This is a genomic window from Vibrio hepatarius (genome assembly GCF_043642085.1).
GTDB classification, from domain to species: domain Bacteria; phylum Pseudomonadota; class Gammaproteobacteria; order Enterobacterales; family Vibrionaceae; genus Vibrio; species Vibrio hepatarius_C.
Window position 1 is genome coordinate 564490 of record NZ_JBHZSA010000002.1, and the last position, 18215, is coordinate 582704.

Sequence of the window (18215 nt, forward strand, 5' to 3'; positions counted from 1 at the left end):
GCCCTATTCGAATCAAATGATGATTAGATTAAGTGATTATTAAAATCAAAGCTTCAACGTTACGGGCTGGGTAAGGTGGGTTCACTTTGCCTAACACATAAAAAAAGCCGAGAAGCAATCCTTGCCCCCCGACTTTTGTAGGTATTATAAGTTAAAGGTAACTACAGTTGTTAGAAGCTGTAGTATACGCCAGTTACAACTGTCATCGAGTCGTCAGTAGCCCAATCAGCATCAACTTGTTGGTATTCTGCGAATGCTAGGATATTTGACGCAATAGAGTAATCAGCACCTACTACAAAGTTGCTCACATTTCCATTTTCTACATTAGATTCTACGTCAGCGTTGGCATAAGTTGTATAGATTCGGGTCTTTTGAATGCTGTACGATGCCGCTAGACCGAATGTACTGCACTAGTCTTGTAAAAACCAAAGCCTTCAGTACCTTTAAAATCAGCATAAGTTGCAGCTAAGTAAAGGCCGTTGAACTCGGTAGATGCCGACCCAGGAGCTTCGGCCGAAGAGGTAGCGTATCAGGTGACCGATACGATTGAAACGAAACTACAAGAGATGGGAGAGTTAAACCGCTTGCGTTGACTCACCTTCAGGCCGGTAGCATCAATTACCAAATTCTGGATTGAACCTTTAGTTTTTGTCTTGAATGTGACATTAACGGGAGATGGCCAAGTCGTAAACAAGACTTGGCCATTGGTCTGAGTATTTGAATGAACTTACCTGATCAGATCGTAGGTTGATGATTTAGGAAACAAAGCGATGATTAATTACTGAGCCCACCATTGCGCCACGTAGCCCTCCCCGTTATTCACAGTTACGTGGTACGACTTAGCTCCGGCTGCATCACCATTACAACCGTAGGCTTGAACACCAGCTAATTGGATCAAGGTAGGGCTTGTACAAAGGCCAAATAGATCTACTTGGTGATCTAGCTGCCCCCAAAAACCCCAATAGTTGTTCAGATATTCCCCCAAAATGATTTCATTTACGTAATAATGAAAACCATATGGGCCACCATACATCGTCATACTACCAATGCTCTTGCCATCACCATCGGTTAAATCAACCACCCGACTACTATTATACGTACCTGAAAATTGTTTCCCTCTGAGTTTACCAATCACCCCACTACCACCGAAGCTGATTACACCGCGGTAAATATCTACCGGATCAGTTGTCTGCATGTACCAATTTTGTACAGTATCATCTGGGTCTTTATCTATCGTTTTGAATGATGGGTCTGAGGTATAAGTTACTCGAGAATACACTGAACTAAATTTAGTACGCAACTCGGAGTTAGTAATGCGGAAATCGTTGTAGTTAACAGTTCCATTCTTAATATTCACAAGCCCTCTACCATTGAGGAACAACGAGCCATCAAACTCTACTCCTTTTCCTCGTTGAGAGAAAACAGTTGTATTTCCACCAAAGCGTTGCAGATTAGTCCTCTCTGAATATGACCAAACGAGTGTATATCCGCCCACAGTTTTATCCAAGGCATCCGCTTCTACTTGGGAAACCATGTCGCATTGTGTTTTATAACTATATGTATTATCGCCACTTCTCAACCAGTATTCTCCATCATCTGCTACCAACACATACGGAGAGTTATACTCCCAGAAGATTTCTTGACAATCTGTCGCTGGGTGTTCGAACGAACCAGCCACAATTTTAAAGAAATCAAATGATCCGACCGAGTAAGTAACTTGGCCAAACACATCGTAACCAACTACAAAAAGAGTCACTTTGTAACTACGTTGCTCTGGCGTAATAGTAAAAGACTTTTCTTTTGAGATCATTTCACCATCGATCACCCATTGATATTCGTATTTACTGACATCACAATAATCACAAGTAACCGATGCTGTAATGACATCATTTATTCCCTCAGTAGCTTCAATGGCTGAGATGACTAAAGCTGGTGGGTTACCAATATGAACAACTACGTTGCCGGCGATTTCTGCTCCTGAGTTAGTCTTAACTTCGAAAATGAAATCATCCACCCCAATTTCATTTCTAAAAGGCGTATAAATAACTTTATGTTTACTATTAGTAGAAACTTTAACACTGCCTAAAAGTGCACCTGACGTACTTTTGACTTCTACGGATGCTTTCTCATCAACGAGGTACCCTTCAATTAATGACGATATATCGATAGTTAACGGAGTCTCCGTATCCACGTTAAATGTTCTTTCTAATTCAGTTTTTAGATATAAATGGGTATTTGAATTAACTATGACTACCCAATGCTGAGTGACATCGTTATTTCCATCAGTCAACACAACATCAAAGAAATGGGTGCCTTCAGAATCGACTTGTGTGTCAAGTTGTATTTTCGATTTATCCGTTGAGATTTTAGCTTTGACTTTACCTGATGTTGGCTGAGTAACTGACTTGAAAGTTATCGTATCTCCATCAACATCAGTTGCTAGGCCTGAGGCGTTAATCGACATTCCTGCATTTTCATTTGCATACCAAATATAAGGGCTGTCTTTTAATACTGGCGCACTGTTTTCTTTTACGTCGACACGAACGATCCCTGTCGCAAAACCACCATTGTGATCACTAACTTGGTAGTTAATATCATGCATACCAGTGCGAGTAAATGTTACATCAAACTTAGTATTATCTAACAGGATTAGGCTCGTGGGCGCAACAATTGCGTCATACGCGTAAACCCCAACTAACTGTAGGGAATCGTTGTCTGAATCATAAATACAACTACCTTTAATATCTGACGGCTCGCGTCCATAAGTACACTCTGGACTAATATCATCCATTACATCGATCGTGTATTTATTGCCAACTTTGATGTCTATACCATGATTAGTCCACTGGAAATACTTAGTTTCAGGGTTACTATTGCCACTAGATGAACTTACGCTTATATCAATCGCACCAACTTTAAAATCGCCTACACCATCACCATCAAAATCATCAGATAGTGAATATATTAATCGTGTAATGCCACCTATGTCGTAAGTGTCACTTGTGTATTCAACAATGCTTTTATTCAGAACATCGGTTGTTGCTTTAACCTCCCCCGAGCCAAGGACCAAAATCGTGCTTGATAATATGTAGTTTTTGCCGCCGCTATCTTTCGGGTATACGCTTGCTAGTTGTGAGTTCAAATCGATGTTTATCACGCTTCCAGGCATAGAAACAGATACCTGAATTGGTGGTAGTTCGCTGGAAGGTAACGAACGCATCTGTGACCTGCTATTTGGCATAGTCACCTTTCTCTTTTCAACCAATACATTCATCACCATTCTTGGGTTGGTGAATGTTATTCCTGACTCAACACCGCGCAACGAATATTGATATTGACACAACGTTGGTTCTTCAAAGGTGTCTAACTCAAATGTCATGTTCGATACTACAACAGAGTCGCACATGCTGCTGCCCGTAACATTAGTAACATCATTTATTGATAAATCTTCGCTAGTTGAAATCGAATTTCTTTCACTCAAGTCAATCGTAATTTTTTGGTCAGTATAGGTACGCACAATACTATCTTGTGTATAAACCAATGGCGTTTTTTCTATTAAATCACTATCATCAGAGGCAACAAAATATTCTTTCTCATTACACCCCAATAACGTAATAGGTAATATTATTAACGACAAATACGATTTTTTCATTATTATTCTCACACATCCAGTTATATTAAAACGATTTAATTTTCATAATTACAATAATCATATTACTATTTGTAGTTATTGGGGATATTTTACTTTTACAATTTCGCCAGGATAAATATAATCAACATCTCGATCTAAAAAGAAAGTTTGATTCATATTCGCAAACTCGTCAAAAGACATATTAAAACGCCTACATATTTGGTAAATATGATCGCCTTCTTTAACTACGTAATCAAGCGTGCGTTTCATTACTTCATCAATAACAGGATCTGGAATTTTTAAAGATATAGGCTGCACTACATTTCTTCCAGTAAAAATACAATCACAAACAGACTCATCGCCTACAACATGCTTATTTTCATAAAACCTATATTTCACGCCTAGGCTATAAGCGTATTGATCCGAATAATTTGAACTGAAAGACTGGTTAAAGCCCAAAACAAGAGCCCAATTATTATTGATGCTGTAGTACACATCAAATTTAGTGTAGGCATTTGTTTCTTTGCTACGAGAGGCACTCCCCACATCTAGATCTGTCAAGATTCCCCCAGAAAATCCTAAGCTTATTTTCTCGCTGAATGAATAACCCACCCTTAACGACATGCCATACTGAAGTGTGTTGCTTTCAAATTCCTCTGAGTTCCAACCTATATATCTAATAGTATTCTCTACGGACATAGTTTTATAAATTGGTATACCAAAATCTATTGTATGGGCAATTACAAAATTAGATTCATCTTCTAAATCGAGTTGATCAATAAAATCAAACCTTGATGAAATATAAAACAATTCATCATATTCAGTAGCAGTGCAAGTGATCGTAAAGACAGAAGCAATTGTTATAATGTTTTTTTTAAACATATTAATAATCTAATCCAAATATCACGACAAAGGAATCAGAATAAGTTCCAGTAGAAACGTCATGGACCGTTTTATCACTGTAACCAACTGTTAATGAATAGCTAATTTTTGTTTTATCACTTCCCACTGGAACCAATACCACGCCAGAATTATTTAATACTGACGAGGTCACTTTACCGTTATCTCCGACAATAATTTTATCCTCACAGATATCACATCGAACATAATATGGTATGTTTCTATCCATTTGAGATTCGTGATTTAAGTAATAACCTTTCGAGGTATCAATCTTCATTTTGATTCCAGCATTAAAATATCCTAACACCTCAATATTAAATCGTGTTTCACCTTTTACTTTACCATAACTGTATTGAGGAGACATTACACCACCGTTTTCAGGAATCACAACCAGAGAAGTAAATACTTCTGGGATATAGTTAACTTTAAAGGTCAAATTTAATAAAAGATTTTTATACGTCAGTATTGACATACTATTGTAGTAATAATAACGAAATGGGACTTTTACGCTTCCTATATATACACCCTCAGACTTTCCTTTTAACGCATCTAATAAATCCTTTACTTCGAATACCGGTCTAACAAAATAAAAAGGAATATTTCCCGCGTTCTTATTGCTTACTAATGCTTTTGAAGCAATGCAAGATTGTAATGAATTGGTAGTTATTGTAATGGTGCTTGATGTCTTGGTTTGGCTACAGTAATCTGCTTCCAAACCTAAATTAGCATTGATAACAGTTGAATGATTTAAACTTCCCCAATCATACTCTAATCCATTGACAAGCACTTGAAGATTTACTTGCTCTGAAGATGGACCAATAAGTACCACATCTTTATCTACCTTTAAAATTGCAGGTATCCATTTATTAGTTGGCTCTAAGCTAGAAAAAATTTCAGAGGTCGTTGCGACGAAAGAACCAGCCCCACGGTCACGCGAATTTTCGTATCGGACTTTATCTCCTTTAACCGTGATGTTTATCGTTAAAGCGTTACCGGACGCACTAAATATCAAAGACAGCACAAGCAGTATTAAATACCTCATAAGCGACAACACATCATTAAAGACCTTCAGGACGAATGATAATTTTATCTCGATAGCTTTCGTCATGGTTTAGCACCGTGACATTAAGCCTTTTGTCTACAAGACTATTTGGTAATTCAAAGTTCTTTTTTCTACCTTTTATCAACGTGTAGAAAACTCTACAAGAGCTGTCCTTTACACCTTGACAGTTATCAACTAAAAATCGTAGCATAGTGTTACTTTTGTTATGGATAGATAGATTTCTTCCTGTAACGTTAATGTCATAATCGACCTTCGGTTCTTTAGCTGGAACAATCAATACAGGCGCATATCCAACAAAAATATTCACCGACTGTTCACCCTGTTCATAATCGTTAGCATACGGCTTTGGAACAAATACAATTTCATATGTACGGTCTTGATCCCATGAACATATATCCCCGCAGATTGCTCGAATACCAAGAATTTTTGTTCGACCCGGTTCAATAATAAACTTGGGGTTACTGACAGCAACAGTCCATTCAACTAAATTTTTTCGTGTGTAAGGTTTTCGAATTAACGCTCCATCTTCGGTGGTGACAATTTCATTGATTTTCGTTTCGACGAAATAGTTCATATTTTTGTCATTGGTAACGATAAACGAAGCATTCCCGTTATCATCCGAAACCTGTAACATTTTATCAAGGTACACAGCGTTGGATAATGTCGAGAAAAGACAAAAAAACGTAGCAATTGAAAATTTAGATTTCATCTTACTTTCTTACCTCACCAATATCTATTGGATTGTTTGTTCTAGCGAATTTTAGAAGAATATCCATACCTTCTAACTGTTTATCGGAGAGAAGGACTTTATCTCTATAAGATACATAGATCGCGATTCGATCGCGCTTGTCTAGCATATGAAATTGTATATCTGAATTTTCGATATTAAATATGAAATCAGATATATTGGAACCTTTATAATACTCGCCTAAATATTTAACAACCTTATCTCTATTAGGACGACCTGATATTAAAATGGATTCGCCCACCCCTAACTCTGGTAAACAATAGTTAGTCCCGTAATTGGTTTTCTCTTGATAAATTTCCAAGTCACACACCAAGCCATCGGATCTTAAATTAAAAGGCAAATTATTAAATATTGTGATATCGAAAACACCATCATAAATTTTGTGAACCTTTAGACAACCAGCGCCATCACATTTTAGATTTACAATTGGTCTATCAAAGATATCTTTGAAACCGGAGATAACTTTTTTGGTAACACCCACACTAGTAGTCAACTCAATCACGCTAGATGGATACGAATACCCCGAGGCGTAATCGAGACCGTTGTTTTGCAAATCACCGACGTCCGTATTTAGTTCGATTGTGTATTCACGATAATCATCAATTGGAACAACCGCTCGGTAATTGTAAAGTGATACTTTTTTTATTTGACCTCCAGTGTCTTTGACGGTCAAATAAGCTTTAAGCTTATTATCATCTGCGCTCTGACGACCACCGTAACGTTGCAAATCAACGATACTGTAACTGCTACTTTTATCGGAAGTAATGTATCCTTTATTGTTTGCGAAGATCAGTGATGAATCAAAGCCTAGCGAAGCCCCTTTTTTACCTAGTGTATCTGCGGTCACTAGTCCGTTTGCGCGCAAATAATTATTTTTGTAATTGGCCGAATAAGAGGTATCGATTCTCGTCGGAGATTCAGAAACGTTGTTATAAACATGGCTGACTTCAGCATAATCTCGGTAATTTCCTCTCTCTATGATTGACGAGGCAGACAACGAATTTCGTATTGATGATATCTGCCGATTATAACCATGAACAGTTGAACGATAAGAAACAAAATCTTGCGGGTCTAAATTTATCGTCACGGAAAAAGTTCCGTCAAGTTTGTCTAACTCAAAATGTTCCCGCAAGGAGTTAGTGGTGTAACCCAAACTCATATCCATACGAATATAGTTATTAATTTGACGTCCTAAACCAAAAGCGAAGTTATAATTTTCATAGTTAATCGACGTAACATCGCTTTTGTTAAAGTTATACGCGGCACTTAACCTTGCTTGTCCTAAGTTAAACAACTTGAATGAACTACCAATGTACGCACTTTTAGAATCGCCATAACCGTACAATAAAGATGCTAAGTTACTGTCTTTCCCACCTTTATATTCTTGGAAAGAAGTCGTCAAAAAGGCTACGTTCAACATAGTATTAAAATAGGTTTCGCCACTGTTAGCGTAGTTATAGGTTGACTGCAAAGAAAGACTCCAGGGCAAATCGAGCGCTAGCCCCGCTGTTGCGATTGCCCCTAACTCACTACCTGTAACGCCTAAACCCAAAAGTGTCGAGTTGTGTACCTTTATACTCGTGAGACCGCGAGCAAACATCAATTCATTTGTTTTTTCATTGTCAACGATGTTTTTGCTTTCAAGCTGTCCAACAGAAAGCAAAAAATCGTAATCGTTAACTACTAAATTATCAGTACGTTTGTTATAAATAGTATGTTCTTCACGTAATAACACATCGTCGTTATTGCGAACTTCTAGAACCACATCGTAAATACCATATGGCAGCTCAGAATAAGACACATACTGTTGTCCTGGTGCAGTGTTCCTATTTAATAAAATACGTCCATTGTCGGCATTTTTAACAATTAGTCGGCCAACAGATGTCGAGAAAAAATAGAGTACTTTGTTCCCATTCTTATTACCCAACAGTAGGTTGTCCGATGAACCTAAGTCTATTGTACGCTCAGTTACGCCGTTCAACGTTGAACCTTCACGCAAGAAATCTGTGCTGTTCATCGATTCATGACCAATAAACTGACCAACTCGAAAATTGTATCGGTCAAAATCGAGATGATACGCAATCTTGTATATATCAAACTCATCATTATAGCTCTGGTATTGTACATCACTTTGAATGTAACCGTAATTCAGTCCCAGCATCATTTCGTTGTTGATGCTATAGTTGAAATCAGTGCCGTCGTATTTATCAAAATTAATAGCAAAATGATTAATTGTTGCTGGGTTGTCTTTTTTGGTTTGTTGATATTCCCCATCACTCTTAAACTCAACTTCATCTAATAAGTTGGGACTAATAAATAGCAATAGAACCTTGTTGTCATAATCCAAAACCCACGCGTAATCTTCGTCGGTTAGTGATAATACGCATTTTAATATTTCTTGTTCTTTACATTCATTATTCCTAACCGTCATGCCTCTGCTCAACTCGATTAGAATTTTTTCGGTGTATTCGTCCTTCACATTGTTGTCTAGCAACATACGTTTAATTTTTGTATTTTCGGCCGAATCGCCTGTTAACTTTACACTATCGTAAGTAACCAATAGAACCACATCACGGTAGTCACCGTTAGGCAGTTTGAACTTAAGGTTCTGTTTTTGGTATAGGAAGAAATCTTCAAAACCTTCTGGAACGTTGTTTCCCATAGATAAAACATCTAACGAAACAATCAAGAAACAGAACGTCAGCAATTTACACACATCTCTCATATATCATACCTAAAACCTACAACAAACGCGCCGTTACAGCTTTTAACGTCCTCACCTACAGTTTTAAACTTAAGCATCAGATCATGAGTTTTTGATTCAAATGTTGTATTTGAGTAGGTAATCGCTTCACCGATGGTCATTGGTTCTGCTTTATTGTCTATATGTACATTGGCGATATTTTCATAGGCATCTAACTTATTGCCGAACTCTGCTTTTGTTGATGCGTAACAATTAGAAATGTTATTTAAGAGAAATAATTGATAACTTTTTATTTTCAATTTTGAATCAAATGAGCTAAAGTCAGATTCAATAGTTAGCTTTATTAGCTTATTAGCAAACGTGCTAATAGTAGGGTCATAAGATAATGTTATCGAACTAGGGCTGAGTTTTAAACTAACGGTATCTGCCAACATATTTGATCGATCAATATTGGCCGATACTTGAAATGTATAACTTTTATAATTGGCAATGGTGCTTGGTGCCATCAAAACCAATATTAATGCTGCACTAAGATAAATAGATCTCACGTAAAACTTCCTAACCCAATAATTTGAGGCAACTTTAATTAACATTGCCCCAAATTAGTTCATAAGTTAAAGCTCTGAAGCAACTACCGTTACTGATAATGCCGCGTCTTGACCTGTATATGTATCTATTGTACTTGTGTTAGATGTGGAAACTGCGTTTAAACGAAGAATATCGCCTGTGTGCGACGCAACTTGTTTAACGCCAGTTGAAGACACGGTAGCTAATTGAACTCCCTCATTTTGTACTGACCATTCGATGCTAGTAACTGGTGAACCATTAGCGTAAAACGCCACATCAGCGATAGTCCACTCGATAGAACGTGCTTCTGTACCGCCAGCACCGTCATCACGTTTAGTGGTAGAAACTAATTCACCAACGACAGGAGCGGCAGCTGTACCTGTATTATCGCGAGCTTCTAATTGAATGTTTGGGGCGATTATTGCGCCATTTTGATCACGCATTAACTGACCGATAGGTGTAACCAGCTCACCCCCTTCGCCAGTAATTAAAAATCCGTCAGATTGGATTACACCAGGGATAACACCTTGCCAGTTTGCAGTAGCCGTTGCTGTATCACCCTCAGCAGCATTTGCACCTAAAGCGATGAAAGCAATTGCATAAATTTTGTTAAATTTCATATATTTACCTTTTCTGTAAATCTAAGTAAGAATGTTCGTCTGGTAACTCACCTACATTACTAGACACGCACATTAGTTCGTTAGCATGCTTCGAACGTTTACACTTCACGTGCTACAAAGGTGGCATTCCCAGCTTTATTAGGTAACTAAATCATCAACCTACGATCTGATCAGCTAAGTTCATTCAAATATTTAGACTAGCGGCCAGGCCTCACTACAAAACAACCAACTGGAAACACTATAACCAAGGATTAATCGATGCCAGTTCGCCGCCATTTTTGATTGATTAAGAAGGAAATCAAGCAGATCAACCGTAGAAGCCCTCGGGTTTTCAGCGACTTAGCCATCATTATGGTTAAACGAATATTTTCAAGACCGTTGAGAAGTCTTAAGGGGTCATCAATTCGATTTTTTAAGCTCGTTCAACTACCGTTGTTATGCCTTCATTATTCATACATTATCAAGCGAGCTAAAATGGTCCCCATAGCATTCAAGGCAAAACAAAAATTCGACAATTGATGCTACAGAACGCGAGGTCTACGCTAAAGACGAGTAGAAAATCAAAAAGTCTGGCACTGACGGAAAGTACCGAGTCTGGTGAAGAATCAAGAGATATATGACGCAGAGCTTATTACACTCGGATGTGTAAAGAATCCGTTCGCATCAAACAAGTTGTTCCACTGATTCAGCACAGCTTTCTGGGAGCACGGTTATCCGCGTAATCTAGCTGGTGGTTGTCAGAATATATATGGTTTAAATAAGCCTGCCAGATTACGTAGGTTTTCATCAACTTCAAAACTAAAAAAGGCGACAGTTTGACCTGTCGCCTTTCACTAATTAGAACCTAAATTTTCCTATTCCCAATCAAGGATAACTTTGCCAGAAAGCCCGCTTGGAAGTCATCAACCTTGAAGTGGTGAGTGATGATTGGTGTTAGATCTAGGCCTGATTAAATCAGTGAAGCCATCTTGTACCAAGTTTCAAACATGTTGGGCATGATAGAATAAAAATCATTTACTATTAGTGACTTAGAAAATTACATAATTTCTATGGGACCGGTTTGGGGCATTTAGATTCTAATTAGTATCGATACCTTATTTTACTATTGAGACTAATTACTAGAGACTAGTTTTGAGAAGGATACAATAGGATTGTCAGGAATCCGTTTCTAGCAGGGAAACAGAGTCTAAGAAGCAAAATAAAAAGCCGAGAAGCAATCCTTGCCCCCCGACTTTTGTAGGTATTATAAGTTAAAGGTAACTACAGTTATTAGAAGCTGTAGTATACGCCAGTTACAACTGTCATCGAGTCGTCAGTAGCCCAATCAGCATCACCTTGTTGGTATTCTGCGAATGCTAGGATATTTGACGCAATAGAGTAATCAGCACCTACTACAAAGTTGCTCACATTTCCATTTTCTACATTAGATTCTACGTCAGCGTTGGCATAAGTTGTATAGATTCGGGTCTTTTGAATGCTGTACGATGCCGCTAGACCGAATGTACTGCCTTCCGCATACGCACTAGTCTTGTAGAAACCAAAGCCTTCAGTACCTTTAAAATCAGCATAAGTTGCAGCTAAGTAAAGGCCGTTGAACTCGGTAGATGCCGATACGCCATACAATTCGTAATCTTCATTTGCGTCTGTTTCGCCTTGAACGAATGATGCACCCACTGATACTACGTCATTAGCGTAGTCTGCTGAGAAGCCAAACGTAGCATCTGTATTTTCATCTTCTGCTGTATTAACATCAGCAACAAACGTCATTGGTCCAAATTTTGTCTTTGCAACAATGCCGTTACCCTTTGATTCGCGGTGATGACCACCTGCCGAACCCATGTAGTTGCCTTCATTGGTAATATCGTCTTTCTCAATCGCATCTGCAGAGTCAGCTACGTCGCCAACTTCACCAATTGCAACACCCCAGTTATCTGATTTAATACCAATGTGGACATCATCAAATTTTGCCGAATTATTAGTACCGTCGTACCATGAGCCAGATTCAATTTCAAAAGAAGCAAAACTTGTTAGGTCTTCCGTAAGTTTTTGCTCCACATCCATTTGAACTTTTGCCCAAACGTTCACGTCTAGATCAGTCTTAGTTCCTTTAATATCAGTTGTTGCTAGGTACGCATCAACTTCACCTTTTAACGCTACGTTCGTCGTGTCTGTAGAATAAATGTCACCTGCAGCTACAGATGTTGCCGAAGTTGCCAGTAAGACTGCTAGAATTGTTTTTTTCATTGCCACTACCAAATATAATATCTTCTTCATATTGTCGCCCCATGGCGACAATTCAGTGCAAATATACAACCCATGAAAAGTTCAATAAATATATATTTCATTTGGAGATTAAAAATTAATAGGATAGACACAATTAATGAAAAACAGGAATTTTTACCAGTTTACTCCCAATACGAAATAATAATGCATAGTGCGGACAACACCACCAAAAACAGACATAAAAAAAGCCCGAACACATCGGGCTTTTATCTAATTTCAATTTAGAAGCTATAATTCATCATCACGCCAAAGAAATGGACATTTGCACTATATTCCCCGGACAGTTGACTTTCAATGATCGTGTCATCAAATGTCGTATATTCAATTTTCGGATGACCTCCGTAGAGGAACTCATAATACATTTGCATACGCCAATCTGACGTTAGATCATATGTCGCACCGGTAGCAAACTTCCATATTTCGCCTGTAGGTACGTCAGGGTACTGAAATTTAGGATCATCTTGAGGTGATGTTTCATAATATACGCCCCCTTCCAATCTTAGCTTTGGCTGAATTTGGTAATGCGCACCTACACTTACTGAATAGGTATCTTCCCACTCTCGCGCTATGGCTGCATCAATATTTGTAAGTGTAACTGTCGTTTCCTGTACTTTACTAAAATCACTCCAACCTACACTCCATAATAGAGCAAGCTCTGGATAAATGCTGTGGTAACCACTTACAAGTGCCATTGATGGCATAATGATATTAAACGAAGCGTTGGTAGATCGTTGATTACTTTCTAACTTCCCATCCATGTCATGGTTCGTTTCCGAACGATAAACTATACCGTATCGGTTATTTTCGTCTGCCTCGTAGTGAGCACTGATTGTGTAGCCAAATTCCAGGCTATCACCGCTTCCTTGCAATGCTGGTAACGTTGTGTCCCTGCTCCCTGCAAAGTTTTGTTTCAAATACCCAAGTTCACCTACTAAGCCAAGGCCAATAGAAAGCTCATCGTTTACCTTGTAGGCAACACTAGGATTAAGTTGAACAGTCATTAAGGTTGCATCTTGCAATAATAGTGAACCTGAAAAGTTAGGGCCATAATCTATTGCCGAACCACCGGCTGAAGCTAACGCGAAGCCGACAGAAAACTTATCGTTAACTGGTTTTACGTAATAAAAAGAGCCTGCTGGCATTTTAGTACCAGCCGAAGTCTTTTCAGCTCCGCCATCGAAAATCCCCGTAGAGCCAGTGTCCGTGTAGTCTATTTGAGAAACCATCCCCTGAAAATTGAATGCAATTGTATCGGTTTCTAGTCGTGTCATTGCCGCAGGGTTGGCAAACGCTGTCTCTGCACCTTCAGCAATCGCTTGTGCCCCGGCACCAGCAGTGCTCACACTCATCATTCCCAATTCAGGGAAGATATAAGCACCTGCCATTGCATTTGATGCCGAAAAAATCGACAAGGCGATAAGTGACTTTCTGTTAAGTAACATTTTTGTTCCTATATTTTAATTTTTTTAATGTGCAAACCTTTAGAAATATCACGGACATCTTGTTCACTAATCGTCCCAACTTGATATTTCAATGATAACTTACTAATAATGTAATCATACTGTGCTTCAGACAGCATTCTATTTGAACTATATAGTCGACGACTGGCTTGCAAAACATCGATAATAGAACGTGTTCCAACATCAAATCCCGACTCTGTTGCTTTAAGCGATTCTTTTGCAGACTTTGTAGACTGGGTATGAGCCTTTATGAGTTCAGAGTTTGAAATAATATCATTGTGCAGCTTATTTATGTTTTGCTCCGTTTTTCGAATCATAGAATCAAATTGCTCTTGCGATTCTACAAGTGCGAATTTTTCCTGTTTAACACTTGAACTAATCTGACCACCTGTATAAATAGGCACATTCATCATAATTCCCACATTCCATGTATCACCATCATCAGTATATGGATCTAATACATCGCCATTACGATAGTTTGTGTGCTGATAACTTGAATTTAATTTTACATTTGGAGCGTGGCCAGAATTCGCATAGTCAATTTTAGCCTTGTGTATTTCCATAGAAATTCGTCCAGCTAACAACTGCAAGTTTTCTGTTTTTGCTTGTTGAAATAGTTCATCAACTTTAGAGTTGGGTATTCCGTGACTAAATTTATTTGTATCTAACGGAGACAGTTCGCTATATCTTTGATTGGTTAATAACCATAACTCATGCTTTCTATCTTTAACTCGGTTCTTAGCGGTAATTTCGTTCGCTAACATCTGGTCATATTCTGCTTGCGCATCATAAACATCGGTAGCTGTAGACAGACCTAAGTCAAATCGCTTCTTGGTATGATTAAGGTGTTCTCTAACCGCTTTCTTTTCCGCCTGTGTCAATGTCAGTTTGTCAATAGCCTTAAGAACATTGAAATATGATGTCGCTACCGACAATATAAAACTCTGCTTGAGGTCATCAAACTGGACATCTGCATAATGAGCATTTAACTCACTAAGAGACAACCTTTGCCAACTTGATTCGTCGTAAATCACCTGTTGCATTGCGATAGAGGCGTTACTTCGTTCAATATCATAACTGTCACCTTCACTAACAACATAACTCGCAGACAAATTTACCTGAGGTAATAGCGCACCAGTTTGTTGCTCAATGTTCTCATGCAATCGTTCCCGCTTTGCGTTTGCTTGATTCAGCATTGGTGAATTGTTCTTTGCGTCTTCGTAAACTTCTTCGAACGTCACAGCAAGGGCTTGACCACTGCAAAGTAAACTTGTACATAGAACACGAGCAATAACTTTATCCATTTCTATTTCCAGTTGTATTAAAAGGCTGCCCAATAACTATTTGGGAGGTTACGGTTAACTGGATCTTAAATCGCCAAATCACTTACCTAAACTCGAAATTTTCCCAGTTGTTGATAAAGGTTCCACGAGCCATGATCAAAGTCACACATAGACTCTGGTTTCGTTTCCAATTAGACGTGATAATAATCAGTGTTAAATTGAATACACGAGTCGAATACAATGAATGAACTAGAGAGTTTTTCTGAAATCGAACAATTTACTATCGAAATATCAAAGTGGTTGCTTGACAATGACACAGCAGACTTACCATCAGCGATCAGCCATTCATTAAAATCGTTTTTGCCGTACATTTCGGCTCAGCGAATGTCTCTGTTACGGATGGATGAAAATAATGGATTTCAATCTGTTTTTTCTGCTGTAGAAGACGGCTACCGTCCAGTCTTAACTCCTAACGTTGGAGCAACAGCTCATTATCTAGAACTCATAGCGAGTGGTGAAGTTGTAATAATTACTAAGGACAACCTGCAAGCGGTTTTTTCTACTGAAGACGACTATTACTTTCGACAAGAAGGCATCATTTCTCATATTGCCATTCCTATCAAAGTTAGGGGTAGTATTTGGGGAAGCATCAATGCGAGTCGATATACAGGGAAAGAGAGTTGGAGCGATACGACTGTCCAACGTATGCAGAGTTTTGGACAGATCCTTGCGGCCACCTATGAAAGGTACTCATACTGGCAAACCATTCAAAATAAAAACATTGAACTAGAAAAGCTTTCTCGAGATCTTATTCGCAACCAAGAAGTCGAACGGAACTTATTGTCTAGAGAATTACATGATAACTTTTCTCAAAAAATGGCACTTTTGACATTTGAAGCTTCGAACTTAGTTGGCCAAGCTGAAAATAGTCAAATTGAAACTAGTTTGCGTGAACTTCAGCATCAGATCCAACTCGTTGCCACTGAAATGCAGGCTCTATCGCGTTCATTACACCCTGCAATATTAGACGACTTGGGTCTTACTCCTGCTATAATTGCTGAATGCCGAAGAATCTCAGAGTTAAAAGATTTTGAAATCCAAACCTTGATTTCCCCTCTTCAAACACTCAGCAAAGCTCTATCACTCAACCTTTACCGAATTTTGCAAGAAGCCCTTAATAACGTAGCAAAGCATGCTAAGGCTTCTGCAGTATTTGTTATTTTAGAAATTAAAGATTCAGTTCTCAACTTCCAAATTGTTGATGACGGCATAGGCTGCGATCTTGAAGGTTTACAAACTAAGACTAATATCGGTCTACGAAGCATCACTGAGCGAACACTTCAATTTAATGGCGAAGTCACATTCAATTCACCAAGTGACGGTGGTTTTTCAATAGATATTAAGATTCCAAACATACAGGGGTATTATGAGTAGAATAATTCTGGCCGATGACCACCTCATCGTAGCGCAAGGCGTTGCTGGCATTTTAAATAAAGAGCATGATGTTATCGCTATCGCGCAGTCCGGGGAAGAGCTAATAGAACTCGTGAAACAACATAACCCTGAGCTCGTTATTACTGATGTTAGCATGGGCGATATGACCGGAATTGCTGCGTCAGCCGCAATACAAAGGCTTAATAAGGACGTCAAGATTATTTGTCTCACAATGCACGAAGAGCAAGAGTACGCGGAAGGTGCTTTTGCTGCTGGCGCTCTTGGCTACGTTTTAAAGAACGAAGCAGCAAATGAACTTATTCAAGCTGTTGAGACTGTACTTTCCGGGGAAAAGTATCTCTCTAAGTCAATTACTATCAACGAAGATAAACCTCAACTTACCTCTCGTCAGTTAAGTGTCTTAAGATTACTGGCAGAAGGTAAATCAGCAAAGCAAGTGGCAGATGAACTTTTCATCTCATCCCGCACTGTCGAGTTCCACAAATACACTATGATGAAATTGATTGATGTTAAAACTGGCGCGGCTTTAGTTCAGTACGCATTGAGACATGGTTTAGTAAAATAAGGCTCTAATTGGTGCTCAGGCGGTATGTCATATCATCACCTGAGCAACATAAGATCCAAGCTTCAGTTTAATAAATTAGCGTTACTCTTCAGATAAAACTAAACGAAAGCCAATATCCGCCATCATCGCTGTCTGACTCGCAAAATCTCGACTAGTATTCTTTGACGACTCTGGAGGGTACGAGAAACTACCACCTCTTACCGATTTGTACGCAAGGTGATGTTCAGAATCTATATCGTTGATCGGGTCACTGAGTGATTCAAAACGATTGTATCCTGCCTCATACGCATCTTGCACCCACTCTCCTACGTTGCCAGTCATATCATACAAACCCAATTCGTTTGGCAATTTAGATCCCACAGAGTGCGCTTTATTCTTCGCGTTACCTTTGTACCAAGCCACATCATCTATGTTATTAGAACCACTAAAACGTAAACCTTGTGATTGGTTGCCACCTTTAGCCGCGAACTCCCACTCGGCCTCGGTTGGCAATCTGAAATTCTTCCCTGTTCGTTTATTAAGTTGTTCTATAAAATACTGAACCTGCTGCCACGTAACATGATTCACTGGCATATTGTCGCCGCGAAAGTAACTCACATCATTACCAACCACATCAAAGAATATATCCTGAGTCATTTCAAACTTTGATATGTAAAAGCTACTCACTGCTACAGTAGTGGCCGGACAAGCAGTGGCATCTTCTTCACATGACTCGCCAAGCTCATAATCGCCGCCGGCAACATGAACCATTTGCGACATAATTTTGTCCCTAAGCGCGATATCCTCTGCTTCCATAAATAAAGAAGTCGAACAGCCCTGTAGGAAGGCGGCAGCCGTCACGGCCATCATTAAATTCTTCATTACTGGTACCTCTATGCAATATATGTATATTTGAAAGCTATAATTAAACTGTACATCATTGATACGAGCGATTCT

Annotated in this window: 14 protein-coding genes and 2 pseudogenes; 3 read left to right on the plus strand and 13 right to left on the minus strand. The window is 38.8% G+C overall.

All coding sequences use genetic code 11. The features are described from left to right. Positions 1-170: 170 nt before the first annotated feature. The 8 genes from ACHUFZ_RS05585 to ACHUFZ_RS05620 form a co-directional block, all read right to left on the minus strand. Positions 171-308, minus strand: coding sequence for a hypothetical protein (locus tag ACHUFZ_RS05585; RefSeq protein WP_394126261.1), 138 nt, complete (start codon positions 306-308; stop codon positions 171-173). Between the two features lie 470 nt (positions 309-778). Beyond that, positions 779-3652 carry an Ig-like domain-containing protein gene (locus ACHUFZ_RS05590; protein WP_394126262.1) on the minus strand — a complete coding sequence of 958 codons (2874 nt, stop codon included), beginning with the start codon at positions 3650-3652 and terminating at the stop codon, positions 779-781. Positions 3653-3727: 75 nt separating this feature from the next. Continuing rightward, entirely contained in the window at positions 3728-4513 is a 786-nt protein-coding gene (locus ACHUFZ_RS05595; RefSeq protein ID WP_394126263.1) for a LysM peptidoglycan-binding domain-containing protein, read from the minus strand. 1 nt (position 4514) lies between these two features. Beyond that, the gene (locus tag ACHUFZ_RS05600) at positions 4515-5639 is read right to left on the minus strand and encodes a hypothetical protein (protein ID WP_394126264.1); all 1125 of its coding nucleotides are present in this window, start codon (positions 5637-5639) and stop codon (positions 4515-4517) included. Beyond that, positions 5590-6303, minus strand: a complete 714-nt coding sequence (locus ACHUFZ_RS05605) for a hypothetical protein (protein ID WP_394126265.1) — start codon at positions 6301-6303, stop codon at positions 5590-5592. The genes ACHUFZ_RS05600 and ACHUFZ_RS05605 overlap by 50 nt, the downstream gene beginning before the upstream one ends. A 1-nt stretch (position 6304) precedes the next feature. Then, complete coding sequence (locus ACHUFZ_RS05610) at positions 6305-9067, minus strand: CS1-pili formation C-terminal domain-containing protein (RefSeq protein ID WP_394126266.1); 2763 nt, start codon at positions 9065-9067, stop codon at positions 6305-6307. Next, positions 9064-9594: a hypothetical protein gene (locus ACHUFZ_RS05615; RefSeq protein WP_394126267.1), complete on the minus strand. Its 531-nt coding sequence runs from the start codon at positions 9592-9594 to the stop codon at positions 9064-9066. The genes ACHUFZ_RS05610 and ACHUFZ_RS05615 overlap by 4 nt, the downstream gene beginning before the upstream one ends. Before the next feature lie 66 nt (positions 9595-9660). Beyond that, positions 9661-10233, minus strand: a complete 573-nt coding sequence (locus ACHUFZ_RS05620; protein ID WP_394126268.1) for a hypothetical protein — start codon at positions 10231-10233, stop codon at positions 9661-9663. A 188-nt stretch (positions 10234-10421) separates the two neighbouring features. Between ACHUFZ_RS05620 and ACHUFZ_RS05625 the strand changes: the two are divergent. Further along, a pseudogene (locus ACHUFZ_RS05625) lies at positions 10422-10974 on the plus strand (transposase); the annotation flags it as partial. 113 nt (positions 10975-11087) lie between these two features. Here ACHUFZ_RS05625 and tdh read toward each other — a convergent pair. From tdh to ACHUFZ_RS05645, 4 genes and pseudogenes are all read right to left on the minus strand, one after another. Next, positions 11088-11263 (minus strand): annotated as a pseudogene (gene tdh / locus ACHUFZ_RS05630) (L-threonine 3-dehydrogenase); the annotation flags it as partial. Positions 11264-11502: 239 nt separating this feature from the next. Beyond that, positions 11503-12477 (minus strand): porin, encoded by a 975-nt coding sequence (locus ACHUFZ_RS05635; RefSeq protein ID WP_394126269.1) that lies wholly within the window; start codon positions 12475-12477, stop codon positions 11503-11505. A 260-nt stretch (positions 12478-12737) separates the two neighbouring features. After that, on the minus strand, positions 12738-13958 hold the full coding sequence (locus ACHUFZ_RS05640) for an OmpP1/FadL family transporter (protein ID WP_394126270.1): 1221 nt from the start codon (positions 13956-13958) through the stop codon (positions 12738-12740). An 8-nt stretch (positions 13959-13966) separates the two neighbouring features. After that, the gene (locus ACHUFZ_RS05645) at positions 13967-15280 is read right to left on the minus strand and encodes a TolC family outer membrane protein (RefSeq protein ID WP_394126271.1); all 1314 of its coding nucleotides are present in this window, start codon (positions 15278-15280) and stop codon (positions 13967-13969) included. A 219-nt stretch (positions 15281-15499) separates the two neighbouring features. On the opposite strand from ACHUFZ_RS05645, the gene ACHUFZ_RS05650 reads away from it, so the two are divergent. Together ACHUFZ_RS05650 and ACHUFZ_RS05655 are read left to right on the plus strand one after the other, a co-directional pair. Then, positions 15500-16693: a GAF domain-containing sensor histidine kinase gene (locus tag ACHUFZ_RS05650; protein ID WP_394126272.1), complete on the plus strand. Its 1194-nt coding sequence runs from the start codon at positions 15500-15502 to the stop codon at positions 16691-16693. Beyond that, positions 16686-17279 carry a response regulator transcription factor gene (locus ACHUFZ_RS05655; RefSeq protein WP_394126273.1) on the plus strand — a complete coding sequence of 198 codons (594 nt, stop codon included), beginning with the start codon at positions 16686-16688 and terminating at the stop codon, positions 17277-17279. The genes ACHUFZ_RS05650 and ACHUFZ_RS05655 overlap by 8 nt, the downstream gene beginning before the upstream one ends. A gap of 81 nt (positions 17280-17360) precedes the next feature. Here ACHUFZ_RS05655 and ACHUFZ_RS05660 read toward each other — a convergent pair whose 3' ends face one another. Continuing rightward, entirely contained in the window at positions 17361-18140 is a 780-nt protein-coding gene (locus ACHUFZ_RS05660) for a formylglycine-generating enzyme family protein (protein WP_394126274.1), read from the minus strand. Positions 18141-18215: the final 75 nt, after the last annotated feature.

Excerpts from the sequence above, each read along its gene's own strand:
- ACHUFZ_RS05590 (WP_394126262.1), bottom strand. The coding sequence starts at position 3,652 with ATGAAAAAATCGTATTTGTCGTTAATAATATTACCTATTACGTTATTG.
- ACHUFZ_RS05595 (WP_394126263.1), bottom strand. The coding sequence starts at position 4,513 with ATGTTTAAAAAAAACATTATAACAATTGCTTCTGTCTTTACGATCACT.
- ACHUFZ_RS05600 (WP_394126264.1), bottom strand. The coding sequence starts at position 5,639 with ATGACGAAAGCTATCGAGATAAAATTATCATTCGTCCTGAAGGTCTTT.
- ACHUFZ_RS05605 (WP_394126265.1), bottom strand. The coding sequence starts at position 6,303 with ATGAAATCTAAATTTTCAATTGCTACGTTTTTTTGTCTTTTCTCGACA.
- ACHUFZ_RS05610 (WP_394126266.1), bottom strand. The coding sequence starts at position 9,067 with ATGAGAGATGTGTGTAAATTGCTGACGTTCTGTTTCTTGATTGTTTCG.
- ACHUFZ_RS05620 (WP_394126268.1), bottom strand. The coding sequence starts at position 10,233 with ATGAAATTTAACAAAATTTATGCAATTGCTTTCATCGCTTTAGGTGCA.
- ACHUFZ_RS05635 (WP_394126269.1), bottom strand. The coding sequence starts at position 12,477 with ATGAAAAAAACAATTCTAGCAGTCTTACTGGCAACTTCGGCAACATCT.
- ACHUFZ_RS05640 (WP_394126270.1), bottom strand. The coding sequence starts at position 13,958 with ATGTTACTTAACAGAAAGTCACTTATCGCCTTGTCGATTTTTTCGGCA.
- ACHUFZ_RS05645 (WP_394126271.1), bottom strand. The coding sequence starts at position 15,280 with ATGGATAAAGTTATTGCTCGTGTTCTATGTACAAGTTTACTTTGCAGT.
- ACHUFZ_RS05650 (WP_394126272.1), top strand. The coding sequence starts at position 15,500 with ATGAATGAACTAGAGAGTTTTTCTGAAATCGAACAATTTACTATCGAA.
- ACHUFZ_RS05655 (WP_394126273.1), top strand. The coding sequence starts at position 16,686 with ATGAGTAGAATAATTCTGGCCGATGACCACCTCATCGTAGCGCAAGGC.
- ACHUFZ_RS05660 (WP_394126274.1), bottom strand. The coding sequence starts at position 18,140 with ATGAAGAATTTAATGATGGCCGTGACGGCTGCCGCCTTCCTACAGGGC.